This is a genomic window from Micromonospora sp. NPDC048170 (assembly GCF_040652795.1).
In the GTDB taxonomy this organism is placed as follows: Bacteria; Actinomycetota; Actinomycetes; order Mycobacteriales; family Micromonosporaceae; genus Micromonospora.
Genome location: NZ_JBEZMR010000012.1, coordinates 110,902 through 137,268, shown reverse-complemented (window position 1 = coordinate 137,268; position 26,367 = coordinate 110,902). Strand labels below are relative to the sequence as shown.

At 74.8% G+C, this 26,367-nt stretch carries 24 protein-coding genes and 1 pseudogene; 16 read left to right on the top strand and 9 right to left on the bottom strand.

The window, feature by feature from the left end; all coding sequences use genetic code 11:
* Positions 1–45 precede the first annotated feature (45 nt).
* The 10 genes from hisH (at position 46) to hisF (ending at position 9,667) form a co-directional block, all read left to right on the top strand.
* Positions 46–678, top strand: coding sequence for an imidazole glycerol phosphate synthase subunit HisH (gene hisH / locus AB0D32_RS17935; protein ID WP_357090967.1), 633 nt, complete (start codon positions 46–48; stop codon positions 676–678).
* Positions 679–738: 60 nt separating this feature from the next.
* Positions 739–1,062, top strand: coding sequence for a hypothetical protein (locus AB0D32_RS17930; RefSeq protein WP_357090965.1), 324 nt, complete (start codon positions 739–741; stop codon positions 1,060–1,062).
* A gap of 17 nt (positions 1,063–1,079) precedes the next feature.
* Positions 1,080–1,805, top strand: a complete 726-nt coding sequence (gene priA, locus AB0D32_RS17925) for a bifunctional 1-(5-phosphoribosyl)-5-((5-phosphoribosylamino)methylideneamino)imidazole-4-carboxamide isomerase/phosphoribosylanthranilate isomerase PriA (RefSeq protein WP_357090962.1) — start codon at positions 1,080–1,082, stop codon at positions 1,803–1,805.
* Positions 1,802–2,191 (top strand): RidA family protein, encoded by a 390-nt coding sequence (locus AB0D32_RS17920; protein WP_357090960.1) that lies wholly within the window; start codon positions 1,802–1,804, stop codon positions 2,189–2,191. The genes priA and AB0D32_RS17920 overlap by 4 nt, the downstream gene beginning before the upstream one ends.
* Positions 2,192–2,281: 90 nt before the next feature.
* Entirely contained in the window at positions 2,282–5,068 is a 2,787-nt protein-coding gene (locus AB0D32_RS17915) for a LuxR C-terminal-related transcriptional regulator (RefSeq protein WP_357090958.1), read from the top strand.
* Positions 5,069–5,114: 46 nt separating this feature from the next.
* The gene (locus tag AB0D32_RS17910; protein ID WP_357090956.1) at positions 5,115–5,393 is read left to right on the top strand and encodes a hypothetical protein; all 279 of its coding nucleotides are present in this window, start codon (positions 5,115–5,117) and stop codon (positions 5,391–5,393) included.
* Between the two features lie 136 nt (positions 5,394–5,529).
* Positions 5,530–6,084 (top strand): hypothetical protein, encoded by a 555-nt coding sequence (locus tag AB0D32_RS17905; protein ID WP_357090954.1) that lies wholly within the window; start codon positions 5,530–5,532, stop codon positions 6,082–6,084.
* Positions 6,085–6,093: 9 nt separating this feature from the next.
* Positions 6,094–7,644 (top strand): hypothetical protein, encoded by a 1,551-nt coding sequence (locus AB0D32_RS17900; protein ID WP_357090952.1) that lies wholly within the window; start codon positions 6,094–6,096, stop codon positions 7,642–7,644.
* Between the two features lie 144 nt (positions 7,645–7,788).
* On the top strand, positions 7,789–8,790 hold the full coding sequence (locus tag AB0D32_RS17895; protein ID WP_357090950.1) for an NADP-dependent oxidoreductase: 1,002 nt from the start codon (positions 7,789–7,791) through the stop codon (positions 8,788–8,790).
* A 109-nt stretch (positions 8,791–8,899) separates the two neighbouring features.
* Positions 8,900–9,667: an imidazole glycerol phosphate synthase subunit HisF gene (hisF, locus tag AB0D32_RS17890; protein ID WP_357090948.1), complete on the top strand. Its 768-nt coding sequence runs from the start codon at positions 8,900–8,902 to the stop codon at positions 9,665–9,667.
* An 86-nt stretch (positions 9,668–9,753) separates the two neighbouring features.
* Here the strand turns inward: hisF and AB0D32_RS17885 are convergent, their stop codons facing one another.
* Together AB0D32_RS17885 and AB0D32_RS17880 are read right to left on the bottom strand one after the other, a co-directional pair.
* Positions 9,754–10,215, bottom strand: a complete 462-nt coding sequence (locus tag AB0D32_RS17885) for a hypothetical protein (RefSeq protein WP_357090945.1) — start codon at positions 10,213–10,215, stop codon at positions 9,754–9,756.
* Positions 10,216–10,355: 140 nt separating this feature from the next.
* On the bottom strand, positions 10,356–11,009 hold the full coding sequence (locus AB0D32_RS17880; protein WP_357090943.1) for a hypothetical protein: 654 nt from the start codon (positions 11,007–11,009) through the stop codon (positions 10,356–10,358).
* Positions 11,010–11,067: 58 nt separating this feature from the next.
* Here AB0D32_RS17880 and AB0D32_RS17875 point away from each other — a divergent pair, with 58 nt between their 5' ends.
* Positions 11,068–12,525 (top strand): PLP-dependent aminotransferase family protein, encoded by a 1,458-nt coding sequence (locus tag AB0D32_RS17875; RefSeq protein ID WP_357090941.1) that lies wholly within the window; start codon positions 11,068–11,070, stop codon positions 12,523–12,525.
* A gap of 70 nt (positions 12,526–12,595) precedes the next feature.
* Positions 12,596–13,909 (top strand): low temperature requirement protein A, encoded by a 1,314-nt coding sequence (locus tag AB0D32_RS17870; protein WP_357090939.1) that lies wholly within the window; start codon positions 12,596–12,598, stop codon positions 13,907–13,909.
* Between the two features lie 49 nt (positions 13,910–13,958).
* On the opposite strand, the gene AB0D32_RS17865 is transcribed toward AB0D32_RS17870, so the two are convergent.
* The 3 genes from AB0D32_RS17865 to AB0D32_RS17855 all read right to left on the bottom strand — a co-directional run bounded on the left by AB0D32_RS17865 (position 13,959) and on the right by AB0D32_RS17855 (position 17,630).
* Positions 13,959–15,785 (bottom strand): long-chain fatty acid--CoA ligase, encoded by a 1,827-nt coding sequence (locus tag AB0D32_RS17865; RefSeq protein ID WP_357090937.1) that lies wholly within the window; start codon positions 15,783–15,785, stop codon positions 13,959–13,961.
* 138 nt (positions 15,786–15,923) lie between these two features.
* Positions 15,924–16,877: a terpene synthase gene (locus AB0D32_RS17860; protein WP_357090935.1), complete on the bottom strand. Its 954-nt coding sequence runs from the start codon at positions 16,875–16,877 to the stop codon at positions 15,924–15,926.
* A 123-nt stretch (positions 16,878–17,000) separates the two neighbouring features.
* A complete protein-coding gene (locus AB0D32_RS17855; RefSeq protein WP_357090933.1) occupies positions 17,001–17,630 on the bottom strand; it encodes a TIGR03085 family metal-binding protein in 630 nt (209 codons plus the stop codon).
* A 147-nt stretch (positions 17,631–17,777) separates the two neighbouring features.
* Between AB0D32_RS17855 and AB0D32_RS17850 the strand changes: the two genes are divergently transcribed.
* Positions 17,778–19,658, top strand: a complete 1,881-nt coding sequence (locus AB0D32_RS17850) for an ABC transporter ATP-binding protein (RefSeq protein ID WP_357090930.1) — start codon at positions 17,778–17,780, stop codon at positions 19,656–19,658.
* 169 nt (positions 19,659–19,827) lie between these two features.
* Positions 19,828–21,555, top strand: a complete 1,728-nt coding sequence (locus AB0D32_RS17845) for an ABC transporter ATP-binding protein (protein ID WP_357091076.1) — start codon at positions 19,828–19,830, stop codon at positions 21,553–21,555.
* A gap of 101 nt (positions 21,556–21,656) precedes the next feature.
* Here the strand turns inward: AB0D32_RS17845 and rpsD are convergent, their stop codons facing one another.
* Entirely contained in the window at positions 21,657–22,268 is a 612-nt protein-coding gene (rpsD, locus tag AB0D32_RS17840) for a 30S ribosomal protein S4 (RefSeq protein WP_357090928.1), read from the bottom strand.
* 68 nt (positions 22,269–22,336) lie between these two features.
* On the opposite strand from rpsD, the gene AB0D32_RS17835 reads away from it, so the two are divergent.
* The gene (locus AB0D32_RS17835; RefSeq protein ID WP_357090926.1) at positions 22,337–23,089 is read left to right on the top strand and encodes a DUF2470 domain-containing protein; all 753 of its coding nucleotides are present in this window, start codon (positions 22,337–22,339) and stop codon (positions 23,087–23,089) included.
* A 24-nt stretch (positions 23,090–23,113) separates the two neighbouring features.
* Here the strand turns inward: AB0D32_RS17835 and AB0D32_RS17830 are convergent, their stop codons facing one another.
* Genes AB0D32_RS17830 through AB0D32_RS17820 form a run of 3 tightly spaced genes read right to left on the bottom strand, consistent with a single transcriptional unit; the run spans position 23,114 to position 25,260 of the window.
* On the bottom strand, positions 23,114–23,722 hold the full coding sequence (locus AB0D32_RS17830) for a TetR family transcriptional regulator (RefSeq protein ID WP_357090924.1): 609 nt from the start codon (positions 23,720–23,722) through the stop codon (positions 23,114–23,116).
* A gap of 57 nt (positions 23,723–23,779) precedes the next feature.
* On the bottom strand, positions 23,780–24,535 hold the full coding sequence (locus AB0D32_RS17825) for an ABC transporter permease (RefSeq protein ID WP_357090922.1): 756 nt from the start codon (positions 24,533–24,535) through the stop codon (positions 23,780–23,782).
* A complete protein-coding gene (locus AB0D32_RS17820) occupies positions 24,532–25,260 on the bottom strand; it encodes an ABC transporter ATP-binding protein (protein ID WP_357091074.1) in 729 nt (242 codons plus the stop codon). Before AB0D32_RS17820 ends, AB0D32_RS17825 begins: the two co-directional genes overlap by 4 nt.
* Positions 25,261–25,323: 63 nt before the next feature.
* Between AB0D32_RS17820 and AB0D32_RS17815 the strand changes: the two are divergent.
* Positions 25,324–26,244 (top strand): annotated as a pseudogene (locus tag AB0D32_RS17815) (hypothetical protein); the annotation flags it as partial.
* Between the last annotated feature and the right edge of the window lie 123 nt (positions 26,245–26,367).

Here is a 26,367-nt window from a genome sequence, read left to right as displayed (position 1 = left end):
CCGCCGCCCGCGACGTCGCGGCGCCGACCGGCGGGCGGTGACGACATGAGCCGCGTCGTGGTGCTCGACTACGGGTCGGGCAACCTGCGTTCGGCCGAGCGGGCCCTGACCCGCGCCGGTGCGGACGTGACGGTGACCGACGACCTGGCCGCCGCCGCCGAGGCGGACGGGCTGGTGGTGCCGGGCGTGGGCGCCTTCGCCGCCTGCATGGCCGGGATCGAGTCCCTCGGCGCCGGGCCGGTGATCGCCGGGCGCGTCGTCGCCGGCCGTCCCGTGCTGGGCATCTGCGTGGGCATGCAGGTGCTCTTCGAGTACGGCGACGAGCACGGGGTGGTGACCAAGGGCCTCGGGCTGCTCCCCGGCGGGGTGACCAGGCTGGCCGCCGCCCGGCTGCCGCACATGGGCTGGAACACGGTCGCCGCACCGGCGGGGTCGGTGCTCTTCGCCGGCCTGCCGGCGGACAGCCGGTTCTACTTCGTGCACTCGTACGGGGTGGGGGATCAGGGCGGGCTGGCGGACGCCGGTGCCACGGTCGCCACCGCCCACCACGAGACGGACTTCGTGGCGGCCGTGGAGCGGGGTCCGCTCCACGCCGCGCAGTTCCACCCGGAGAAGTCCGCCGACACCGGTGCCGCGCTGCTGCGCAACTGGCTCGCCACGCTCCCCACCGGTGACTGAGCGTCCGGCCGGTGCGGCGGGCCCGCTGTGGCCCGCTCCCGCCCGCCGGCGGGGCACGTCGTGAGCAAGGAGCGGGCCCGGCGCCGGGCGGCCCGGGAGGCGCAGGCCGCCCGGGACCGGGTCGTACGCGAGCGGCGGGCCGCCCGGCGGTCGCGACGCCGGGCGTTGGTCCGCCGGTTGACGCCGTCGCTGCGCCGGGGGCGGACGGGCCGGTTGCCCCGGCACAGCCGCGGCGAACGCGCCGCCATCGTGCTGCTGACCCTGGCGGCGATGGCGCTGATCTGGACGTTCGTCGACGATCTGGCGCTGCGGATCGCGCTGGTCGTGCTGTTGCTGCTCGTACTGCCGGCGATCGTGGTGATCGCCCTGGACCGTCGTACCTGACTTCGAGGAGAAGAACCGTGAGCCTCACCCTGTTGCCCGCCGTGGACGTCGCCGACGGCCAGGCCGTCCGACTCGTCCAGGGCGCCGCCGGCAGCGAGACGACGTACGGCGACCCGTTGGAGGCCGCGCTGGCCTGGCAGCGGGACGGCGCCGAGTGGATCCACCTGGTCGACCTCGACGCCGCCTTCGGCCGCGGCTCCAACGCGCACCTGCTGGCCGAGGTGGTGCGGCAGCTCGACGTGAAGGTGGAACTGTCGGGCGGCATCCGCGACGACGAGTCGCTGCACGCCGCCCTCGGCACCGGGGCCGCCCGGGTGAACATCGGCACCGCCGCCCTGGAGGACCCGGTCTGGTGCGACCGGGTGTGCGGGGAGTACGGCGACCGGGTGGCGATCGGGCTGGACGTGCGGGGTCGTACCCTCTCGGCGCGGGGCTGGACCCGCGACGGCGGCGACCTCTTCGAGGTGCTGGAGCGGCTGGACAAGGCCGGCGCGACGCGTTACGTGGTCACCGACATCACCAAGGACGGCACCATGCGCGGGCCGAACCTGGACCTGCTGCGCGAGGTGTGTGCCCGTACCGACGCCCCGGTGATCGCCTCCGGCGGCGTCTCCACCCTGGACGACCTGCGGGCGCTGGCCACCCTGGAGCCGATCGGGGTGGAGGGCGTGATCACCGGCAAGGCGCTGTACGCGGGCGCCTTCACCGTGGCGCAGGCGCTGGAAACCCTGGCGGCGGCGTGACCGTCACGCGGCTCGGCTCGGGCGGCCCGTGGGAGTCGCTGTACGGCTACTGCCGGGTCGTGCGGGCCGGTGACCGGGCCCTGACGGCCGGCTGCACCTCCACCGTGGACGGCGTGGTCACCCACGTCGGGGACGCGGCGGCGCAGACCGCCCAGGCCCTGCGGATCGGGCTGGACGCGCTCGCCGAGGTGGGCGCGGAGCCCGGGGACGTGCTGCGGACCAGGATGTACGTCACCGACCGGGCGTACGCCGACGAGGTGGGCCGGGCGCACAACGCGGTCTTTGGCGCGGTCCGTCCGGCGGCCACCATGGTCGTGGTGGCCGGCCTGCTCGACCCCGACCACCTGGTCGAGGTGGAGCTGGAGGCGTACCTCGGCGACCGCTGAGCCCGGCGGTGAGGATGCGGGCCGACCGGTCACCCGCGACCCGCCGTCCGGTTCTCGACCGTTGTCGTCGGCCGGTGCCAGACTGAGCCGGTGAGCGGGGCGGCCGCCGGTCGGGACATGGTGGTCGACCATGTCCGGCGGAGCCTTGCCGAGGGACGGCCGGTCCTCGTGGAGGGGCCCGCCGGGATCGGCAAGACGGCCGTGCACCGGACGCTGCTGGCCGCGGCCGACCGGGCCGGTTGGCTGGTGCTGGCCTGCGCGCCGACCGAGTCGGAGTCGACGCTGCCGTTCGCGGCGCTGGCCGACCTGGTCGCCCCACTCGCCGCCCGGGTTCCCGAGCTGCCCGCTCCACAGCGCGCGGCGCTGGCCGGCGTACTCCTCTCCGGCGAGGTGACGCAGCCCGTCGACGAGCGGACGGTCGGCGTCGCCACCGCGTCGTTGCTCGCTGCCGCCGCCGATGCGGGCACCGCTACCGCCGATGCGGGCACCGCCGAGCGGGTCGTGCCCCGGGTGCTGGTGGCCGTGGACGACGCCCCGTGGCTCGACCCGCCGAGCGAGCGCGCCCTGCGGTTCGCGCTGCGCCGGCTGGTGCCGCGCGTCGCCGTCCTGGTCACCGCCCGCGCCGAGCCGGCGGGGACGGGTCCTGCCCCGCTGGGGCTCGATCACGGCGCCACCGGTGCCCGGCTCGACCGGATCGCACTCGGCCCGCTCGGCGTCGGCGCGCTGCACCACGTGCTGCGTACCGAGACCGGGACCGCGCTGCCCCGTCCCCTGCTGGTACGGATCGCCGAGGAGGCCGGGGGCAACCCGCTGCTCGCCATCGAACTGGCCCGCGCGGTGCTGCGGATGCCGCAGCTGCCGGCCCCGGGCGCCGACCTGCCGGCCGCGCCGTCGCTGCGGCGGCTGGTCGCCGACCGGGTGGCCGCCCTGCCGGCGGACACCCGGCACGCGATCCGTCTCGCCGCCCTCTCCGGCGTGCCGACGCTGGTCGGGCTGGCCCGGGCCGGGGTGTCGGGGACGGCCTTCGACGCGGCGGAGGAGGCCGGCCTGGTCACCGTCACCGGGGAGGCCGTCGCGTTCACCCACCCCGTCTACGCCGCCGGGGTCCGCGCCGAGGTGCCGCCGGGGGTGCGCCGCCGGTTGCACCGGTTGTTCGCCGACACCGCGCACGACCCGGACGAGCGGGCCCGGCAGCTCGCCCGCTGCGTCAGCGCACCCGACGCGGAGGCGGCGGCGGAGATCGCGGCGGCCGCCGCCCGTCAACGGGCCCGGGGAGCGCCCGAGACGGCGGCGGGGCTGTACGACACGGCCGCCCGGCTCGTCCCGCCGGACGTGCCCGACGAACTCGCGCGGTGGCGGCTGGCCGCCGCGGAGTGCCGGTTCGACAGCGGCGACTATCCCGCCGCGAAGGTGGCGGCCGACCTCGCCGCCGAGGAGTTGACCGGCCCGGCCCGGGCGGAGGCGCTGCTGCTGCGGGCGGTCGTCGCCTGGAGTTCCGACGAACCGCCGGAGGCGGCTCGGGTGGCGGCCGAGCGGGCGCTGGCGGCGGCCCCGGACGCCTCGACGCTGGCGGGACGCATCCACGCCCACCTCAGCCTGTTCCGCGATGCTCCGGACCCGGCGCGGCGGCACGCGGAAGCGGCGGTGGCCCTGCTGGCCGCCAGCCCCGACGACCGTCCGGTGCAGGCCGCGGCGCTGCTGCTGCTGTTCTTCAACGAGGTCCGGGCCGGGCTGCCGGCCCGCACCGACCTGCTGGAGCGGGCGCTCGTACTGGAGGGGGAGGACCCGTCCTGGCTGGCGGGCATCGTTCCGGCGGCCTGGTGGAAGGCCGTCGACGAGCACGGGCGGGCCCGCGACCGGCTACATCGGATGCTGGACCGGGCCGTCGCCCGCGGCGACGAGCCGTTCCAGCACGAACTCCTCTGCCACCTGGGCGAGAGCGAGCTGCTCGCCGGCCGCTACCCGGCCGCCGCGGCGCACATCGCCGCCGCCCGCGAGCTGGGGGAGCAGTACGGCAGCGACGCGGCCGGCGAGCACTGGCTGGACGGGCTGCTCCAGGCGTACCGGGGGCAGTTGACCGGGGCCACCCGGATCGCCGAGGACGGGCTGCGGCGGGCAGCCGAGCTGGACGACCGCTGGCGACGCCGGATCTTCGCCCAGCTGGCCGGGTTCGCCGCGCTGACCGGTGGCCGGCTGCCGGCGGCCGCCCGGCACTACGGTGAGCTGGCCGCGACGGTCGACGAGGTGGGCCTGGTGGAGCCCATCGCCCAGCGATTCGAGCCGGACTGGCTGGAGGCCTGCGTCGGGACGGGCGACCTGGTCACCGCGGAGGCCGTGCTGGACCGGCTGGCCGTGCGGCACCGGCGGCTGCCCCGGCCGTGGACCACGCTCGGGCTGGCTCGCAGCCGGGTGCTGCTCGCGGGCGCGTTCGGCCGGGACCCGTCGGGCGCCCTGGCGGAGCTGGCCGCAGCCAGGGCCGAGGTGCCCGCCGACGTGCTGCCCCTGGACCGGGCCCGCTGCCTGCTGGTGGCCGGTATCGCGTACCGGCGGGTCCGGCGTCGGCGCGAGGCACGGGACGCGCTGACCACGGCCGCCGTCGAGTTCGAGGCGCTGGGCGCGGCAGCGCTCGCCGCCCGGGCCCGCGCGGAGGCCGACCGCACGGGGGGCCGCCCGGCGGCGCCGAGCCAGCTGACCGGCACCGAACGGGAGGTGGCCCGACTCGCGGCCGCGGGACGGACCAACCGGGTCATCGCCGACACCCTGTTCATCAGCCCCAAGACGGTCGAGGCGAATCTCGCGCGGATCTACCGCAAGCTCGGGGTCGCCAGCCGCGCCGAACTCGGCGCCGTGATGGCCCGCGCCGACGGCGAAGGATAGGGAAACACCCGATTACCCCGGCGGCGGGCCGACCTAGCGTCGACGTATGGCCACTCGACTCTTCGTCCTCGAACGCTACGACGGCGTCGCGGGGGAGTGCGCCGACGGGCCGGTCGGCGCGCTGACCACCGACGCCACCCGATTGCGGGCGGCGGTGCGGATCGTGGCCGACGAGGTGGTGCTCGCGCTGGTCGAGGGACCGGACGCGGAGACGGTCGCCGCGGTGGCCGCCGCCGTGGGCTGGCGGGTCGACCGGCTGGGCCCGGCCGAGTGGCTCACCGCGCCGGAGGGCCCGGCGCCGTCGACCCGGGGAGACCGGCCATGACCGTGCCGTCGTCCCGTCCGTCACCCGACCCGTGCCGCCCTCCTCGCGGCGTACGACTCCGAACGACCCACCCTGGTCCGGCTCGCCGCCCTGGTCGGTGAGCGGAGCTGACCACCATCGACAAGGGAGAGATGTCGTGTTGAAGCAGATTCGCCGTCACGGGCGGTCCGCGCTGCTGGCCGGGCTGCTCGGCCTGGCGGCCGTGCCGGTGGCCGGCTGCGGTGGGGACGGGAGCGAGCAGACACCGACCGCCGGTGTCGAGGCGCCGCCGGAGGTGGTCACCACGACCGCCGAGGCCGAGCAGCCCCCGGCACCGTCGGCAGCGGCGGCGCCGGACCCCTGCGCGCTGGTGTCCAAACGGGAGGCCGAGCAGCTCGCCGGCACCCCGCTGGACGACGCCAACCCGGTGCGGGAGACGTGCACCTACACCGGTCCGGTCACCGGGCCGACCGCCCAGGTCGAGGTCTTCGTCGGCGACGGTGCCAAGAAGTTCCTCGACATCGAGCGGGACCTGGGCCACGAGTTGCGGCCGCTGCCGGGGGTCGGCGACGAGGCGTACGCGACCCACGAGGCCGTCTTCGTCCACCAGGCCGGCCGGTGGGCGTCGGTGCGACTGGTCCGGCTCAACGACCCGGAGGAGAACCAGGCACCCCTGGAACGCGTGGCCCGTACCGTGGCCGGACGGCTCTGAGCGGCTGCGATGAGGACGAATCCCGTCGTCCGGTCGCTCGCGGCGGCGACCGTGCTGGTCCTGTTGGTGGCGGTGGCGGCTGCCTGCCAGCGTGACGCCCCGCCGGGTGGGGACCGGTCGGACCCGTACCACGCCGACGCGATCCGCCACGGCCTGGCACCGCAGCCGCATCCCGACGTGACGTACCAGCCGGACGTGGTGCTGGTCGGTGGCGGCGGGCGGTCCGTGCGGTCGGTGACCGACGACGGCCTGACCTGGCGGATCGACCCGGACGCGGAGCGGGCGGACGAACTCGCCCCGGGTCGGGTGATGTTCCTGACGGGACGGGCGGTCGGCCGGGTGGTGGACGTGCGTCCGGAGGGCGACGACCTCGCGGTGACCATCGGCCCGGTGAGCCTGACCGAGGTGGTCCGGGACGGCACCTTCCGCACCGACCGGCCCGTGCCGCTGGACCGGCCCGTCGCGTACGCCGCCGGTGAGCCGGCCTGGGCGGCGGCTGACCTGCCCGACCGTGGCGGTAAGGGCGGCGGCCTGCTCCCGGCGCCCTCCGGGACCGGGCCCGACGGCGCCGGCGCGGTGGTCGACAGCGCCGGGGCGGTGGCGGGCGGCGCGTCCGGCGGTTCCCGCCTGCCCGGTCGCGCCGTGGCCCTCCGCGCGGGTCCGGCGCCCCGGCCGCCGCAGCCGCCGGCCCGCTCGGGCGGGTCGACCGCCGCCACGGCGGGCGGGATGAAGCTGACCCCGCAGTGCTGCGCCGACGGGGTCGGCCTGCGCTTCGCCTACGACGACGGTGACATCCGGATGCTGGGTGCGGTCACCTTCGTGATGCGGCGGCCGACGGCGAGCTTCGACGTGGCCATCAGCGGCGGCACGGTGACCCGGGCCGAGTTCAGCGTCACCGGGGGAGCCGGCCTCCGGGTCTCGATCGAGGCCGCCACCCGGGTCGGCAACGACCGCAACGTGGCGAAGTCCGTCGTGGTGCCGGTGCAGTTCAGCGTGCCGATCGGCAGCATCCTCGGGGTGCCGTTCTCCGCCACCGTGGACCAGTTGCTGGAGGTCCGGACCGTCTTCACCGCCAAGGACGGGTACTTCCGGGCGGCCGGAGAATACGCCCTGACCGGAGCGGTCGGCTACGGGTACCGTCGCCCGTTCTTCGGGCCCCTGGTGCCCGCCGGATTCGCGGTCCGCGACAGCCTGACCAACTCCATCACGGGTGTCTCGATCGGCGTGAACGGGATGCTGCTCAGCTACGACGTGAAGTTCACCGTCGGGATCGGGGCGCTCGGTTTCAGCGCCGGTGTCTACGTGGGGCTGCGCACGACCGTCGGCGCGACCCTGGGCTCGGGCGCCGGACTCATCGTCTGCCGGGGTGCGGGGATCAACGTCACCATGCGGTACGGCATCGGCTACTCGATCCCGCAGGTGGTCGCCGACGTGGTCAACTTCTTCCTGAAGGTCTTCCGGACCAGGCCGATCGAGAGCTCCGGCCAGCTCGGCTCGCAGAGCACGGTGGTGAAGCGCGCCGAGACGGTGCCGCCCGACGTACCGTTGTGCGCCACCTGATCCACCGACAGAAGGAGCCGCGACCACCATGCAGGTGCTCCACACCGCATCAGCCTGGGCCCCCATCGGGTGGGCGCACCAGGTCCGCCCCCACCCGTACGCCACCCGCCGTGACGAGGTCGCCCACACCGTGCGGGAGGCGCGGTGACCACCCGCAACCGCGAGATCCACCTGGCCTCCCGGCCCGAGGGCTGGCCGACGGCGGACAACTTTCGGCTGGTGGAGACCGAGGTGCCCGCCCCGGGACCGGGTCAGATCGTGGTCCGCAACCAGTACATGTCGGTCGACCCGTACATGCGGGGGCGGATGAACGACGTCAGGTCGTACGTGCCGCCGTTCGCGCTCGACGCGCCGCTGGACGGCGGGGCGGTCGGCGAGGTCGTGGCCAGCGAGGCCGAGGGCGTCCACCCCGGCGACACCGTGCTGCACGGCCTCGGCTGGCGCGAGTACGCGCTGCTCGACGCGAGGGCCGCCCGCAAGGTGGACGCCGAGGTCGCCCCGGCCAGCGCCTACCTGAGCGTGCTCGGCATGACCGGCCTGACCGCGTACGCCGGGCTGCTCGAGGTCGCCGGGATGAAGCCGGGCGAGCGCGTCTTCGTCTCCGCCGCCGGCGGCGCGGTGGGCAGCCTCGTCGGCCAGATCGCCAAGCTCAGGGGCGCGGCGCACGTGGTCGGCAGCGCGGGCTCGGCGGCGAAGGTCGAGCGGCTGCGGGCGCTCGGCTTCGACGCCGCGTTCGACTACCACGACGGCCCGGTGCGCGACTCGCTGAAGGCCGCCGCCCCGGACGGCGTCGACGTCTACTTCGACAACGTCGGCGGCGACCACCTGGAGGCGGCGATCTCCGCGATGAACATGCACGGCCGGGCCGCGATCTGCGGCATGATCGCGCAGTACAACGACACCGAGCCCCCGGCCGCGCCGCGCAACCTGGCCCTGGTCATCGGCAAGCGGCTCACCCTGCGGGGCTTCCTGGTCGGCGACCACGGTCACCTGCGCGCCGAGTTCGTGCGGGAGATGTCCGGCTGGCTGCGGGACGGAAAGGTCTCGTACGACGAGACGGTCGTCGACGGCATCGAGAACGCCCCGGCGGCGTTCCTCGGCCTGCTGCGCGGCGAGAACCTGGGCAAGATGCTCGTCCGGGTGTAAGAAAGGGCACCTTCCTGACGCCTTCGGTGGAGCAAGGGTCCCTTCCTGACGGCGGTGGCCGGCCTCACAGGCCGGTCACCGCCGTCCCCGGGGCAGATAGGCTCGCGGCATGACGGTGGCGGTGCGGGTCATCCCGTGTCTCGACGTGGACGCCGGTCGGGTGGTCAAGGGGGTCAACTTCCTCGACCTGCGCGACGCCGGCGACCCGGTGGAACTGGCGGCGGCGTACGACCGGGCCGGCGCGGACGAGCTGACCTTCCTCGACGTCACCGCCTCCTCCAGCGACCGGGGCACCATGCTCGACGTGGTCCGTCGCACGGCGGAGTCGGTCTTCATCCCGCTGACCGTCGGCGGCGGCGTACGGCAGGTCGCCGACGTCGACACCCTGCTCCGGGCCGGCGCGGACAAGGTCGGGGTGAACACCGCCGCGATCGCCCGACCCGAGCTGATCGCCGAGATCGCCGACCGCTTCGGCCGGCAGGTGCTGGTGCTCTCGCTCGACGTGCGGCGCGTGACCGGGGGCGGCACGCCCAGCGGTTTCGAGGTGACCACCCACGGCGGCCGGCGTGGCACCGGGCTGGACGCGGTCGAGTGGGCCCGTCGCGGCGCCGAACTGGGCGCGGGGGAGATCCTGCTGAACTCGATGGACGCCGACGGCACCAAGGCCGGCTTCGACCTCGAACTCATCGGCGCGGTGCGCCGGGTGGTCGACGTGCCGGTGGTGGCCAGCGGCGGCGCGGGTGAGGTGGCGCACTTCGCGCCGGCGATCGGTGCCGGCGCGGACGCGGTGCTCGCCGCCAGCGTCTTCCACTTCGGCGAACTGACCGTCGCCGAGGTCAAGGACGCGCTGCGCGGGGCGGGCCACACCGTCCGCTGACCGCCCGCGTGAGCCGTCCGGCCCGCTGCTTCTCCTGGTCCGCTGGGCCGTGCCGTCCGCCCGTACGAGCCGCCGTCGGCGGTCGCTCAGTCCGGGCGGGAACGGTTCTCGGGGGAACGCCGGGGTGCCGGGATCGACCGCACCACGTACTCCTGGACGGCGGCGGCGTGGTCGGCCTCTTCCAGGTACCACTCCGCGCTGACCGGTGCGTGCCGCCGGGCCAGCACGCCCTGCACGGTGTCGACCGTGGTGGCCAGCCCGGCGCTCGGCCGGGTGCGCCAGAGGTGCTCACCGTCGGAGGTGATCCGGAACCAGCCGTCGGTGACGCTGACCAGCCCGGCCCCGACGAGGCGACGGACCGCCGCCTCCACCTCGTGCCGTTCGGGGATCGCCTGGTTGAGGTGGTCGGCGGTGGAGAGCACGTCGGCGAGGCGTACGCCCTCGGGGCGGCGGCTGGACGCCGCGCGGCGGTGCCGTCCGGCACCGCTGGCGATCACCACCGAGACGAAGATCCAGGCATCCGTCCAGCGCCATCCGTTCTCCCCCATGGGGGGATTCTGCCGGGCGTTGCCCTCGAAGGGAACACCGGTTCGCCGCCCGTGTTCCCGACGGAGGGGTCGTCGTGGACGGGGCTCCGGGTGCTGCCGGGCGGCGTGGTCGGGTCGGGGCGGCGCCGTACGGGCGGGGATCAGGTCGCGGGGAGCGGCGTGACCGGGCCCGAGGCGGGGCTCTGCGGTTCGGGGATGGTGAACAGCGACAGGAAGAACTGGGTAAGCGGGCCGATTGCCAGCGCGTAGACGACCGTGCCGACGCCCACCGTCCCGCCGAGCAGCCAGCCCAACGCCAGCACGGTGACCTCGATGACGGTGCGGACGAGCCGGACCGAGCGGCCGGGCCGGCGGGCGACGTAGCCGGTCATCAGGCCGTCGCGGGGACCGGGCCCGAGGCGGGCGCCGATGTAGAGCCCGGTCGCGGCCCCGTTGGCCACGATGCCGATCACCAGCATCCCGGCCCGTACGCCCAGCGGCCCGCCGGCCGGCAGCAGCGCGAGCGTCGCGTCCACCACCAGCCCGACCACCAGGACGTTGCTGACCGTGCCGAGGCCGGGGCGCTGGCGCAGGGGTATCCAGAGCAGCAGCACCAGTGCGCCCACCGCGATGGTGACGGTGCCGAAGGAGAGGCCGGTCAGCTCGGACAGGCCCTGGTGGAACACGTTCCACGGGTCCAGGCCCAACCGTGAGTTGATCATCAGGGCCATGCTCACGCCGTAGAGGACGAGGCCCGCGTAGAGCTGGGTGAGCCGCCGCGCGGGACGATGCCGGAGATTGCCAATCGGTGCCACCCATGCCACGCTAAAGGCCAATTGGTGCAGCGTAAGAGCCAATTCCGGAGGAGTGGCCATGACGAGTCAGGTTCGGGGCGTCCAATTGGCCCGACTCCTCGGCCAGTGGCACGCGCTTCCCGGCCGCCGTCGCAGCCCCGACTACGCCGCGCTGGCCGGCGCCGTCCGCGGCCTGCTCGCCGACGGCCGGCTGCCGCTGGGCGTACGGCTGCCCGCCGAGCGGGAGCTGGCCGAGGCCCTGAAGATCAGCCGGACCACGGTCACGGCCGCGTACCGGGAACTGCGGGAGAGCGGGCACCTGGCCAGCCGGCGGGGCGCCGGCAGCTGGACGATGCTCCCGGGCACCCACCGGGTGGCGAGCACCGGGCTCTGGACCCCGCTGGACGACCGGGACATGATCGACCTCGGGGTGGCCGCGCTGGCCGCACCGCCCGAGCTGCTGCCGGCGGCCCGCGCGGCGGCCGAGGACCTGCCCCGCTACCTGGGCGGCGCCGGCTACCACCCGACCGGGATCATCGAGCTGCGCGAGGCGGTGGCCCGCGCCTACACCGAACGGGGCCTGCCCACCTCGCCCGACCAGATCATGGTCACCAACGGCACCCAGCACGCCCTGGACCTGGTGCTCCGCCTGGCCCTCGCCCCCGGCGGCAACGTGCTGGTCGAGGCGCCCAGCTACCCGAACGCGCTGGCCGCGCTCGCCGCCCGCCGGGCCCGGATCACCACCCACGGGCTGGCCGTCGAGGAGCCCGGCTGGGACGCCGACCTGCTGCTCGGCGGGCTCCGGCAGGCCCGGCCCAAGCTGGCGTACCTGATTCCGGACTTCCAGAACCCGACCGGCCACCTGATGCCGGCGGCGCTGCGGGAACGGGTGGTGGCCACCGCGCACGCCGTCGGCACGGACCTGGTCATCGACGAGTCGTTCGTGGACCTGCCGCTGGACGGGACGGTGCTGCCCCCGCCGACGGCCAGCTTCGACCGGCACTCCCGGGTCGTCACCATCGGGGGGATGAGCAAGCCGTTCTGGGGCGGCCTGCGCATCGGCTGGGTTCGCGCCTCCGCCCCGCAGGTGCAGCGGCTGGCCGCCGCCCGGGTCGGTGTCGACATGGCCAGCCCGGTCCTGGACCAGTTGGTCGCGGTCCACCTGCTCGCCGACGGCCCGGCCATCGTCGCCGCGCGCCGGGCCCAGCTCACCGCCCAGCGCGACGCGCTGCTGGCGGCGCTCGCGCAGCGCCTGCCCGAGTGGCGGGTCACCGTCCCGCACGGCGGGGTGACCCTCTGGGCCGAACTCGACGGCCCGATCTCCAGCGCGCTCGCCCGGGCCGCCGAGGAGGTCGGCGTACGGCTGGCGCCCGGTCCCCGGTTCGGCCTGGACGGCACGTTGGAGCGCTTCCTGCGGCTGCCGTTCACCCTGCCGGCCGCAGACCTGGCCGAGGCGGTGGGCCGGATCGCCGCGGTCCGGTACGACCTGGACCGGGGCGGCCGGTCGCAGTGGCGGGAACCCACGGTCATCGCCTGACCGGGCCGCAGCGGGACGGAGGTGGCCCGATCGGGCCTGCGTGGGCCCCTTCGGCTGGGAAACTGCGCTGGTGGCGAACGTGGGCGGAATCCGGTGGCCGCGTGGGATCCGGCCGAGCGCCCCGGGCTCCCGCACCACCCGGCTCGAACTCTTCTACGACCTCGTCTTCGTCTTCGCCTTCCTCAACGTCACCACGGTGACCGCCGGCAGCCTGCACGTACGCGGGCTGGCCCAGTGTCTGGTGGCGCTCGCCCTGCTCTGGTGGTGCTGGACCGGCTTCGCCGCGCTGGGCAACGTGGTCCGCACCGACCAGGGGATCGTGCCGCTGTTTGGCTTCGTCACCTCGGCGGCCGTCTTCGTGCTCGCGCTGAGCCTGCCCAAGGCGTTCATCGACCAGCCCGGCGGGCTGCAGGGCCCGGTGGTCTTCGCCGTCTGCTACTTCCTGGTCCGCGCGATCCAGGTGGCGGTCTTCCTCTGGGCCGTGCGCACCGACCCGGAGGTGCGTCGACGGATTCCCATGCTGGCCCTGCCGTTCCTGGTCGCGACGGGGCTCATCCTCACCGCCGCGTTGGTGCCGCAGCGGCTCTTCGACGGCTCGGCGGAGATCGCGGTCCGGCTGGCGTTGTGGCTCGCCGCGCTCGGCGTCGAGTACGGCGCCGGCCTGGCCCAGTACCGCGCCGGGTGGATGGTGCTCTCGGCGGGGCACTGGGCGGAACGCCACGCGTTGATCATCATGGTGGCGCTCGGCGAGTCGATCATCGCGCTCGGGATCGGGCCCGGCGCCACCGCCGGCCTGCCGCTGACGTTGCCGGTCATCATCGCGGCGGTGCTGGGCATCACGGTGGTCGCGGCGTTGTGGTGGGCGTACTTCGACACCCTCGCCCTCGCCATGGAGCAGGTGCTGCACCGCACCCGGGAGCCCCGTGCCCGCGCCGGGCTGGCCCGGGACGCCTACACCTACCTGCACCTGCCGCTGATCGCGGGCGTGATCCTCTTCGCCCTGGGCCTCAAGGGCCTGATCTACGAGGTCGGCGACCCGGCGACCCCGCAGTGGGGGGTGCCGCTGCCCGGGTTCCACCTGTTGACCCTCTACGGCGGGGTCGCGCTCTACCTGCTCACGTTGATCACGCTCGGGAGCCGGACGCTGGGCGCGGCGCGCTGGCCGTCGATCGCCGGGGTGGCGCTGCTCGTGGCGCTGGTCCCCGTGGCCGGACAGCTGCCGGAGCTGGTCGCGCTGGCCATGCTGGCGGTGGCCGCCGTGCTGGTGGTCGGGGCGCAGACGGTCGTCGACGCGCCCCGGCGGCGGCGCGTGCGGCAGGTGGCGCTCGACGAGCAGCTCGCCTCGGAGGCCGAGCAGACCAGGTGGCGGGGTCACCACCTCTGAGGCTGGCGGCCCCGCACCGGAGTGCGGGGCCGCCGACGACGCGTCGTGCTCAGAGCTCGGCCAACGAGCCCGCGTACATCTTCTCGATCTCGCTGGCGAAGTTGCTCTCCACGCCGCGGCGCTTGATCTTCAGCGACGGGGTGATCTCGCCGTCCTCGATGGTGAGGTCCCGCGGCAGGATGGCGACCTTCTTGATCGTCTCCCAGCGGTTGAGCTTGGTGTTGAGCTCGGCGACGTACCCCTCGACCATGGCCTTCGCCTCCGGCGAGGCGACGATGTCGGCGTAGTCGCGGCCCTCCAGCGGGGTGCCGGTCGCCCAGCCCTTGATCGCCTCCGGGTCCAGCGTGACCAGCATCGTGCAGTAGTTGCGGGCCTGGCCGACCACCACCGCCTGCGAGGTGTACGGGCAGGTGGCCTTGAACATCCCCTCGATGTGCGAGGGCGCGACGTACTTGCCGCCCGAGGTCTTGACCAGGTCCTTCTTCCGGTCGGTGATCTTCAGGTAGCCGTCGGCGTCCAGGCTGCCGATGTCGCCGGTGCGGAAGAAGCCATCCTCGGTGAACGCGGCTGCCGTCTCCTCGGGCAGGTTGTGGTAACCGCGCATCACCGGCCGGCCGCGCACCAGGATCTCGCCGTCGGTGTCGATCCGGCACTCCAGGTCGCCCATGGCCTTGCCGACGGTGCCGATGCGCAGCCCGTCCGGCGGGTTGACGAAGTTGCCGGCGCTGGTCTCGGTGAGGCCGTAGCCCTCGGAGATCGGCAGGTTCGCGGCGGCGAAGAAGGTGGCGATCTCGGGGCTGAGCGGGGCGGCGCCCGAGACGAGCACCCGGATCCGGCCGCCGAGGCGGGCCTGGAGCTTGCTGAACACCAGCTTCTCGGCCACCGAGTACTTCAGCTTCAGCCCTCCCGGAACCGGCCTGCCGGCCTGCTCCAGGGCGACCTTCTCCTTGCCGACCCGGACGGCCCAGGCGAAGATCTTCGCCTTCAGCCCGCCGCCGTCCTGCGCGGTGGTCACCGCCTTGTTGTAGACCTTCTCGAAGACCCGGGGCGCGCCGCACATCAGCGTCGGCCGGATCACCGAGAGCAGCTCGACCAGCTTGTCGACCCGCCCGTCGACGTACGTCGGCAGGCCCACGTGGATCGACCCGCAGAGCAGGGTCTTGCCGAACGAGTGGGACAGCGGGAGCCAGAGGTACTGCAGGTCGTTCTCGCGGAGCAGCCCCAGGTCGGCCTGCGCCACGCCCTCCCAGCACCAGCCGCCGTGCAGCAGCTCGACGCCCTTCGGGCGCCCGGTGGTGCCGGAGGTGTAGATCAGCGTCGCCAGGTGGTCGGGGCCGATCCCGGCGACCAGCATCTCGATCAGGTCGGGCTCGGCGGCCAGCGCGCGGGCGCCCTGCTCCTCCAGCTCGGCGAGGGTGAGCTGGGGGACGGCGGCGGACGGGTCGACGGCGCCGTCGAAGAGCACGACGTGGGTCAGCGCCGGGAGGTCCGCGCCGGCGATCTTGGCGGCCTGGGCCGGGTTCTCGGCGAACAGCACCTTGGAACCGGAGTCGACGATGATGTAGGTCGCGTCGTCGGGCTCCGTGGTGGGGTAGACGGTGGTGGTCGCACCACCGGCGCACATGATGCCGAGGTCGGCGACCACCCAGTCGAGCCGGGTGTTCGCCAGGATCGCGACCGGATCCTCCAGGCCGACACCGAGCCCGTGCAGCCCGGCGGCGATCGCCTTGGCGCGGTGGGCCACCTGTTCCCAGCTCAGCCAGACCGGCCCGGATCCGTCGGAGGCCGGGTGACCGAAGGCGTCGCGGCCGGGGGTCGCCGCCACGCGCTTGAGGAACATGTCGGGGATGGAACGGTACGGTACATCGAGAGCCATCGCTGTAGCCGCCTTCGAGGGTGGAGACGTGACAACGGTCACGTCGGTGTTCGTTACCGAAGGGTATTGCCTGCGCCCGGACATCGGCTAGCCCCGTCGATCACGGCTGGGCCACGTCTCGGAGGTTGGACGCCCCGCTCAGGCGTACCGGGCCGCCCGCAGCGACCAGTCGTAGGTGGCGCGGATCCAGTTGCGCCGTGCGGTGAGGGCCGGCCGCAGGCCGTCGTCACCGGTGGCGAGCAGCGCCGCCTCCGCCGCCAGGTAGGCCGACATCGCCTCGTTGAACCGGTCGGCAGCGGCCCGCAGGGCCGAGGGCTCGTCGTTGTCCGCCCGGCCCGCGGCGATCACCACGACCAGGTTGTGCGCGTCCGGTCGGACCAGGTTCTCCTTGCCGTACGAGAAGACGTCGTTGCACCAGCAGACCAGGTCGGCGGCGAGCAGGTCCAGGGTGACCAGCGCCGGCTCGGTGCGGTGGGCCGCGCCCGGCAGCTCCCCGGCGGCCAGTTCGGTGAGGGTGAAACTGGGGTGGACCCCGCCGGTGTGCCGGCGCATCTGGACGTACTCGGCCAGTCCCGGCACCCGCCCGTGCTCCCGGTTGGCCGCCTCCCAGAGCAGCGCCATCAGGTACTCCCGCACCTCGCCGACGAAGCGCAGCAGGAATGCGGGACCACCGGTGGCGCGGACCCGCCGGCACAGGTCGCCCAGCGCCTCGCCGAGCGGCCCGGCCGCGGTGGCCGGCCCGTCGGGCGGCGTCCCGTGCCCGTCCAGCACGTCGAGCAGGGCGGCCACGGTCGGCGCCAGCCGGGTCGGGGCGTCGCCGAGGCCGTCCTCGTCGCAGGCGTCGTCCATCACGAACAGCCAGGAGATCAGGTCGGCGAGCAGCCGCAGCGGGCCGGCGGGGCCGTCCGGGCAGGCCCGCCCGGCCAGCCCGGCGGCGTCGGCCCGGCGTAGCCGGTGCAGCCGGTGCCCGTCACTGACCAGTCCGTGGCCGAGCACCCACTCGGTGCTCTCCCGCCCGACCCGTGCGGTGGCGTCGTGCTGGCGTGCGGGAAAGGGGGGTTCCCGCAGCGCCGAGAGCGCAAAGGTCCGCATGGTCCCCCCGTCGCGCCGCCCCCGGCGGGACCGCGCGGGACAGCCTACGGGAGCAGGGATCGGCCGATATCACTTGGGAGAGGCTTTCCCGGCCTGTCGGGCGCCCACTTCCGCACCGGCGCGTCACATGCCCAGGTCGGCACCCCGAAGCCGTTCGGTCAACGCCGCCGGCCCGTCGACCTGCACCCGGGACACCCGCTGCCGGCCGCTGAGGAACAGGGCCAACTCGCCCGGCACCCCCACCACCCGCACGGGTTCGCCGCCCCGGCCGACGGAGAGCTCGCCGTGGCCGGGCGCCTGGACGAAGACGTCGGCCGGGAACCGGCGCAGCGCCAGCCGGGCCAGCCCGGCGCAGCGCTTCCAGAGCGCCGCGTTCAGCCCCGCCGCCAGGTCGCGCGGGCGCCAGTCGGGGCCGGCCCGGCGCACGTCCTCGTGGTGGATGAAGAACTCCAGCGTGTTGGCCAGCTCGTCGGCGACCGGGTTGCTGACCGGACTCCACACCGGCGGCCTGCGCACCTGGTCGAGAAGGCGCGGCCAGGGGCGCGCCGCGACACGCAGGCGCACCCGCTCGGCGTAGCCGCGCAACGGCGGGAGCAGGATGCCGCCGGCGGCATCGGGCCGGCGTTCCCGCAGCACCAGGTGGGCGGCGAGGTCGCGGGTGGTCCACCCCTCGTTGATCGTCGGCGCGTCCGGCCCCAGCGTCTGCATCAGGTCGGCGAGCGCCTCGCGCTCCGATCGGGCGTACCGCGGCATGGGACCGATCGTAGGCGCGGACGGCCTTTTCGGCGCGGCGGGCGGGCCGGCGCGGCCGTGACGGCGGACATAGCGGGCCGGGGCGACGGGGCTGGCCCCGACCGGTAAGGATGAGGAAGATAATTGCGGCTTACGGCGGGGGAGAGCGTGGCGAGCAGGACAAGTCGGGACGTGCTGGTGCGGGGGCTGGCCGTCCTCGGGCGGGCGATCCGGGAGGAGCCGCGCATCTTCGCGGTCGCGGTGGGCGGCAGCGTGCTCTTCGGCGCCATGACGGTGGCCAGCGCCTTCGTGGTGGGCGCCGTGGTCGGCGACGTGGTGGTGCCGGCGATCGAGCGCGGCGAGGTCGGAGTCGGCGGGCTCGCGCTGGCGGCCGTCGCGCTGTTCGGCATCAGCGTGCTGCGGGTGGCCGGCATCTTCGGCCGCCGGCTCGGCGCGGGCTACATGCAGTACCGCCTCCAGGCCGCCTACCGGCGCCGGGTCACCCGCCGCTACCTGGAGCTGCCGCTGTCCTGGCACCACCGCAACGCCACCGGCACGCTGCTGTCCAACGCCAACTCCGATGTCGAGGCCGCCTGGCATCCGATCGCCCCGTTGCCGTTCGCGGTCGGCACCCTGGTGATGCTGGTCGGCGCGGTGGCGTCGCTCTTCGCCACCGACTGGGCGCTGGCCCTGGTCGGCCTCGCGGTCTTCCCGGCGCTCTTCGCGCTCAACGTCGCCTACTCCCGACGGATGGCCCCCCGCCAGGCCCGGGCCCAGCGGCTGCGCGCCGAGGTCAGCGGCATCGCCCACGAGAGCTTCGACGGTGCCCTGGTCGTCAAGACGATGGGCCGGGAGGCACAGGAGACCGACCGGTTCGCCGGCCGCGCGGGCGAGTTGCGGGACTCACTGGTAGCGGTGGGGCGGCTGCGCGGCGTCTTCGACCCGCTGCTGGAGACCCTGCCCAGCCTCGGCACCCTCGCCGTGCTGGTGGTCGGCGCGATCCGGTTGCGGCAGGGCGCGATCAGCGTCGCCGAGCTGATCAGCGTCGCCTTCCTCTTCACCGTGCTGGCGTTCCCCGTGCGGGCCATCGGCTGGGTGCTGGCCGAGCTGCCGCGCAGCGTCGCCGGCTGGGACCGGGTCCGCCGGGTGCTCGACGCCACCGGCGAGATGCCGTACGGCGACACGACGCTCGACGTGGCGGAGCACCGCCCGGCCACCCTCACCTTCGCCGACGTGCACTTCGGCTACGAGCCGGCCGAGGCGCACCTGCCCGGCACGGAGGTGCTCGGCGAGGTCTCCTTCACCGTGCCCGCCGGCAGGACCGTCGCCCTGGTCGGGCCGACCGGCTCCGGCAAGTCGACGATCGCCGCGCTGGCCGTGCGGCTGGTCGACCCCCGGGTCGGCACGGTGTGCCTGGACGGGGTGGACGTCCGCCGGCTCACCGCCGCCTCGCTGGCGGGCACCGCCGCGCTGGTCGCCCAGGTGCCGTTCGTCTTCGACGACACCGTGCGCGCCAACGTCACCCTGGACCGGCCGGGCATCGGCGACGACGAGGTCTGGGCCGCGCTGCGGCTGGCCGAGGCGGACGGCTTCGTCGCCGCCCTGCCCGACGGTCTCGACACGAAGGTCGGCGAGCGGGGCACCTCGCTCTCCGGCGGCCAGCGGCAGCGGCTCACCCTGGCCCGCGCCCTCGCCGGCCGGCCGCGCCTGCTGGTCCTCGACGACGCGACCAGCGCCGTCGACCCCCGGGTGGAGGCCGCCATCCTGGCCGGGCTGCGCTCCTCGGCGGGGCAGGCCGGGGCGCCGGCCGCGTCGATCCTGGTGGTCGCCTACCGGCGGGCCACCATCGCACTGGCCGACGAGGTGGTCTACCTGCAACAGGGCAGGGTGGTCGCCCGGGGCCCGCACGCCGAGCTGCTGGCCACGGTGCCGGGCTACGCCGATCTGGTCACCGCCTACGAGCAGGCCGAGGTCGACCACGCCAAGGACGAGACGTACGACGAGGTCGCCCCGCTGACGTCGGGCCTGGAAATCGAGGTGGACCGGTGAGCGCGAGGAGTGAGCTTGCGAGCCCCGCAGTCGCGAACGAAGGGCAGGCACCGGTGAGCGCGAGGAGTGAGCTTGCGAGCCCCGCAGTCGCGAACGAGAGGCAAACCCGGTGAGTGCTTCCGTCGACACGTCCGAGGCGCCCGAGGCGCCTGAGACGACCTGGCAGACGATGCGCCGTGGTCTGGCGCTCTCCCCGGAGCTGCGGGTCGGCCTCGCCGGCACGCTCGGCCTGGCCCTGGTCTACATGGTCGGCCGGGCGGCCGTGCCGGTGGCGGTGCAGCAGGGCATCGACAACGGCATCGTCGGTGGCCTGGACCTGGACGTGGTCGGGACGGTGGTCGCCGCCACCGCCGCGGTGCTGGTGGTGACGACGCTCTGCGGGTACCTGATGATGCGCCGGCTCTTCACGGTCAGCGAGACCGCGCTGGCCAACGTGCGGATCCGGGCGTTCCGGCACGTGCACGACCTGTCCATGCTGCACCAGCAGTCGGAGCGGCGCGGTTCGCTGGTCTCCCGGGTGACCAGCGACGTCGACCAGATCACCCAGTTCCTCCAGTGGGGCGGCGTGATCTTGGTGATCAACCTCGGTCAGCTGGCGGTGACGACGCTGGTCATGTTCGCGTACTCCTGGCAGCTGACCCTGGTGGTCTTCGCCGCCTTCCTGCCCGCGGTGTTCGTGATCCGGCTGCTCCAGCGCCGCCTCGCCGGGGCGTACGGGGTGGTCCGGCAGCGCACCGGGACGCTGCTCGGCGCGATCGGGGAGAGCGTCGTCGGCGCGCCGGTGATCCGGGCCTACGGGATCGCCGGCCGCACGTCGCGCCGGCTGGACGAGGCGATCGACGGTCAGCGGCGGGCCCAGCAGCGGGCGATCAGGATCAGCATCGTGGGCAGCTCGGTCGGGGAGCTGGCGGCCGGGGTGGCGTTGGCCGGTGTGGTGGTGCTCGGGGTGACCCTCGGCGCCGACCGCACCCTGAGCATCGGCGAGGTGACCGCCTTCCTCTTCCTGGTCACGCTCTTCATCCAGCCGGTGCAGATCGCCACCGAGGTGCTCAACGAGGCGCAGAACGCCATCGCGGGCTGGCGCCGGGTGCTGGACGTGCTGGACGTGGAGCCCGACGTCGCCGACCCGGGCGAGCAGGGGCGTGAGCTGCCGTCCGGACCGCTCGACATCCGCTTCGCCGGGGTGCGCTTCGCGTACCCGGGTGGTCCGCCGGTGCTGCACGACGTCAGCCTGGAGATCCCGGCGAAGAGCCGGGTGGCGGTGGTCGGGGAGACCGGCAGCGGCAAGACCACCTTCGCCAAGCTGCTCACCCGCCTGATGGACCCGACGGCCGGTGAGGTGCTGCTCTCCGGCGTGCCGCTGGAGCGGGTCCGGTTCGCCTCGCTGCGTTCGCGGGTGGTGATGGTGCCGCAGGACGGCTTCCTGTTCGACGCCACGGTGGCCGAGAACGTCCGCTTCGCCCGCCCGGAGTTGACCGACGAGCAGCTCGCGGCGGCCTTCACCGAGTTGGGGCTGGCGGACTGGCTGGACGGGCTCCCGTCGGGCCTGCACACCCCGGTGGGGGAGCGGGGCGAGGCGTTGAGCGTGGGGGAGCGGCAGTTGGTCGCGTTGGCCCGCGCGTACGTGGCCGACCCGGACCTGCTGGTGCTGGACGAGGCGACCAGCGCGGTCGACCCGGCCACGGAGGTGCGGCTGCAACGCACCCTGGACGCGGTGACCCGGGGGCGTACGACCCTCGCGATCGCGCACCGGCTCTCCACGGCGCAGTCCGCCGACGAGGTGATCGTGGTGGACCGGGGCCGGATCGTGCAGCGCGGTCCGCACGATGAGCTGGTCCGCGACCCGGAGTCGGTGTACGGCCTGCTCTACGCCTCCTGGCTGGAGCAGACCCGCTGAGCGGACCGAGTCGGCCCGTCCCGCGGACGCGCTGACTCGCCACCGCCGGCCGGAGCCCGTCGGCGCGCGGCCCGTCCCCCGGGACGGGCCGCGCGCGGTGGTCAGCGGGAGTAGAACTCCACCACCAGTTGCTCGTCGCAGATCACCGGCACCTCGTGCCGGGCGGGGTCGCGCAGCAGCGTGGTCCGCAGCTCGGCCAGCTCCACCGACAGGTACGGCTGGCCGGGTCCCTCGGTGGCGTTGGCGCCGGCGGCGGCGAGCTGGAACGGCACGGACGCGCGGCTGCGGTCGCGGACGGCGACCACCTGTCCCGGTCGCAGCCGGTACGACGGCCGGTCGACCTTGCGCCCGTCGACGGTGAAGTGGCCGTGCGCGACGAGCTGTCGGGCCTGGTAGATGCTGCGGGCCAGGCCGGCCCGGTGCACCACCGCGTCGAGCCGTCGTTCGAGGAGCGTCACCAGGCTCTCGCCGGTCTTGCCCGCGCCCCGGACGGCCTCGTCGAAGACGCGCCGCAGCTGGGTCTCGCTGACGTTGTACTGGTGGCGCAGGCGTTGCTTCTCCAGCAGCCGCACCTGGTAGTCCGAGGTCTTGCGGCGCTGCCGGCCGTGGACGCCGGGCGGGTAGGGGCGCCGCTCGACGTACCGCACGCACTTGCGGGTCAGCGGGATGCCGAGGGCGCGGGAGAGCCTGGCCTTTGGCCTGGGGTGGTTCACGCTGGACGTCTCCGATCCGGTGCTCTAGTCTCCGAGTTAGGTAAGGCTAACCTATTAAGGAGTCGTCCATGCGGCCCAGTCCGGCGGAGATCGTCCGTACCCTCGTCGCGGGCCGGCTGCCCGGGATCGCCCACGTCGCGCACCGGCCCGGCCCGCACCAGGTCCGGCACGTGACCGACCCGGACGGCCGGGTGCTGCTGCTGGTGCCGGTGGTCAGCGACCTCGCCGCCGCGCTGCGCCCCGCCGACGGCGAGTCCGAGGTCGCGCTGGTGCTGGACGTGCTCGACCTGCCGCCCGCCGCCGGCGCGCCGAGCCTCGGCCGGGCCTGGGTCTCCGGCTGGGCGGCCCGACTCGACGGGGCCGAGGAACGCGCCGCCGCGCTGGACTTCGCGGCCGTCGAGCCGGCCGGTGACCTGCTCGACGTCGGCACCCGGTTCCGGCTGCACCGCTTCGAGGTGGTCGAGGCCCGCTGGGAACGCGGCGACACCGTGCGCCGGGTCGACCCCGAGGCGTACGCCGAGGCGGAGCCCGACCCGCTGCACGCGGTCGAGGCCGAACTCCTGGCCGACCTCGCCGACCACCACGCTCCCGAGGTGGCCGGGTACCTGCGCCGCCAACTCGGCCTCGCCGACGGCGCCCCCGACACCGCGCCCCGGGTGGTCCGGATCGACCGGTACGGCCTGCTGGTCTCCCACGGCCGGCCCGGTGCCCGCGTCCGGCTGGAGTTCCCGCGCCCGCTGGGCTGCCATGCGGAGCTGACCCGGCTCCTGCACCCGCTGGTCTGCCGCCACGCCTCGCCCCGGCACGCCGACCACGCCTGACCGGAGGTCGCCCCGGCCGTGCGGTCAGCCGGCGGGGACGTCGGCCAGGTCGCCCGTGAGGTAGCGCTGCACGGTGGGGCCGATAGCCGCGACGAGGGTCTCCGGGGCGGCCGAGGCGACCGGCTCGAGCCGGACCACGTGCCGCAGCACGGCCAGCCCGATCAGCTGGCTGGCCACCAGCGAGCCGCGCAGCGGCCGCTCGGCCGGATCGACGTCGAGCTGGTCGAGGATCCGGCGCAGCACCTGGGTGACCAGGAACTCCCGCAGCAGCCGGGCGGTCCACTCGTTGCTCACCGCCGAGCGCAGCAGGGCCACGGCGGCGGTGCCGGCCGGGGAGTCCCAGACGCCGAGGAAGGCGCGTACCAGCCGCTCCCCGAGACCCGCGTGGTCGCCGGCGAGCACCCCCGGCAGCAACTCGCCCGGGTCGACCGGCGCGTGCACCGCGGCCAGGAAGAGCCGGTCCTTGCTGCCGAAGTAGTGGTGCACCAGCGCCGGGTCCACCTGCGCGGCGGCGGCCACGGCCCGGATCGAGGCCCCGTCGAAGCCCCGCTCGGCGAAGGCGGCGCGGGCCGCGTCGAGAATGGCCTGCCGGGTGTCCAGGTTGCCGGGTCGTCGTCCGGTCCGCCGCGCCATCGCCCGCCCTTCGCTCCGTCCTCCTGCTCGTCGCCGCCCGCCAGCCGGGACGGCTTCTCAGCCGCTGCGCCGCCGGAGGGTGGCCGCGGCGAGCACCAGTGCCAGCGCCGCCGCGCCCGCGACCACCGCCACGTCCCGCCACATCGTGCCGGTCGGCTCGGCGTGGGCGCCGACCTCCTGGAGCGCCTCGACGGCGTACGACAGCGGCAGCACGTCGCTGACCGCCTGCAACCAGCCGGCCATCTCGCCCCGGGGTACGAAGAGCCCGCAGAGCAGCAACTGGGGCACCACCACGACCGGCATGAACTGCACGGCCTGGAACTCGGTGCGGGCGAAGGCGCTGCAGAACAGCCCGAGCGCGACGGCGAGCACGGCGTTCAGCGCGGCGATCATGACCACCAGCGCGCTGTGCCCGGCCGTCTGAAGGCCGAAGACCCCGTACGCGACCACGGACGCGACGACCGCCTGGACCACCGCGGCGAGCCCGAACGCGAGGCCGTAGCCGAAGAGCAGGTCGAGCTTGCCCAGCGGGGTGGTGAGCAGCCGCTCCAGCGTGCCCGTGGTGCGCTCGCGCAGCATCGCGATGCTGGTCACCAGGAACATGATCACGAAGGGGAAGAAGCCGAGCATCACCAGGGCGACCCGGTCGAACGTCGACGGCTGCCCCGGCGGGGCGGGCTGGTCGACGTACATGGAGTGGACCAGGGTGAGCAGCGCCGACGGGACCACCACCAGCAGGGCCACGGTACGCCGGTCGTGCCGCAGCTGGCGCAGGATGCGGCCGGTGGTGGCGGCCAGGATGCGGGGGTTCACGACGCCTCCCGTCCGGCGGCGCCCGCCCTGATCAGCCGCAGGAACGCCTCGTCCAGGTCGTCGGTGCCGGCGGCGGCGCGGACCGCGTCGGGCGTGTCGTCGGCGATCAGCCGCCCCTCGCGGATCAGCAGCAGCCGGTCGCAGCGGGCCGCCTCGTCCATGACGTGGCTGGAGACCAGCAGGGTGGTGCCGGCGGCGGCCATGGCGTGGAACCGGGCCCACAGCTCGGCGCGCAGGACCGGGTCCTGGCCGACGGTGGGCTCGTCGAGGACGAGCAGTTCCGGCTCCCCGACCAGGGCGCAGGCCAACGACGCCCGGCTGCGCTGCCCGCCGGAGAGGGCGCCGACGAGTTGGCCGGCGGCCGGCCCGAGCCCCACCTCGGCGACCGCCCGGTCGGCCTCGGCCCGGCTCCGGCCGTGCAGGGCGGCGAAGTAACGCGCGTTCTCCCGCACGGTCAGGTCGGCGTAGACGCTGGGCGCCTGGGTGACGTAGCCGACGCGGCGGCGCAGCTCGGCCGAACCGGCGGGGCGCCCCAGCACGGTCACCGAGCCGGCGCCGACCACCTGTACGCCGACCACCGCCCGCAGCAGCGTGGTCTTGCCACTGCCGCTCGGGCCGAGCAGCCCGGTGACCACACCGCGGGGCACGGCCGCGCTGATGCCGTGCAGCACCCGCCGGCCGCCCCGCTCGACGACCAGGTCCCGGACCGCGATCGCCTCGTCCACCGGCGCCTCCCCGGAGAAATTCATCACGCGTTGAACTCGACGCTAGTGGAGCTTCCCGCCCGGATGCAACGGTTGACTTCGCGCGGCCTCGTCACCTGGTCGGATGCGACCGGGCCGGCCGGGGGCGCGACTCCGCCAGGCAGGGGAGGGCCGATGATCCGGGTCGACACGGGAACCCCGAGGCGGCCGGGAGATCGGCCGGGCATTAGCCTTCGGACCGGACACCGGGTCCGCCAACGGGCATCCCGCGCGGCACCGGGCATTGCGCCCCGAACGGACGTACGGCACGATGGCGCCGTGGGTCACGCTGCGTCACCGGACGAGAGGTTCCTCGGCGAATGGGCCGCCCGGCTGCGGGCCGGTGCCGAGCAGCCCGTGGTCGGCATCATGCTGCGCGGCAGCCATGCCCGGCGGGCCGCCACCGCGCACAGCGACGTCGACATGGACGTGCTGCTCGCCGGCGCCCCGTACGCCGCCCGCCAGGCGTACCTGGCCGAGCACGCGGGCCGGCTGACCCACGTCTCGGTGGCCGCCCGCGACGTCCGCTCCTGGCTGACCCGACTCGGCGAGCCCGCCGACTGGGCGTTCGGGCTGCCCGTGACGGCGCCGGCCCGGCTGCTCTGGGCGGATCCGCACTGGCGGCCCCGGATCGACCTGCCGGTGCTCTGCCAACCCGCCGGCGAGCCGCAACTGGAGGAGCTGATCGCGGCGCTCGGCAAGGTGGCCGGCGCGCGCGACGCCGACGACCACCTCGGCGTCCGGCTGGCCGCCGCCGACCTGGCCCGGCACTGTCCGTCCGTGCTGCGGCTGGCCAACCCCACGGTCCGGGTGGCGTCCCGGCGGGGGGCCTTCGCCGCCGCCCTCGACCTGCCGGTGGCGCCCCCGAACTACCGGGAGGACCTGCTGCTCTGCCTCGGGCTGCGGCCCGGCTCCGTCGGCCAGCTCTGCGCCGCCGCGGCCCGCCTGGTCGCCGGTGTCCTGCCGCTGATCCGCCCGTACGCCGCCGAGGTCGCGCAGGCCGCCGGCGCGGACCTGGCCGACGCCCTGGTCGACGGTCGGCTGGACCGCTACGTCGACCAGTTGACCCGGCCCGCCCACCGGCCGCCG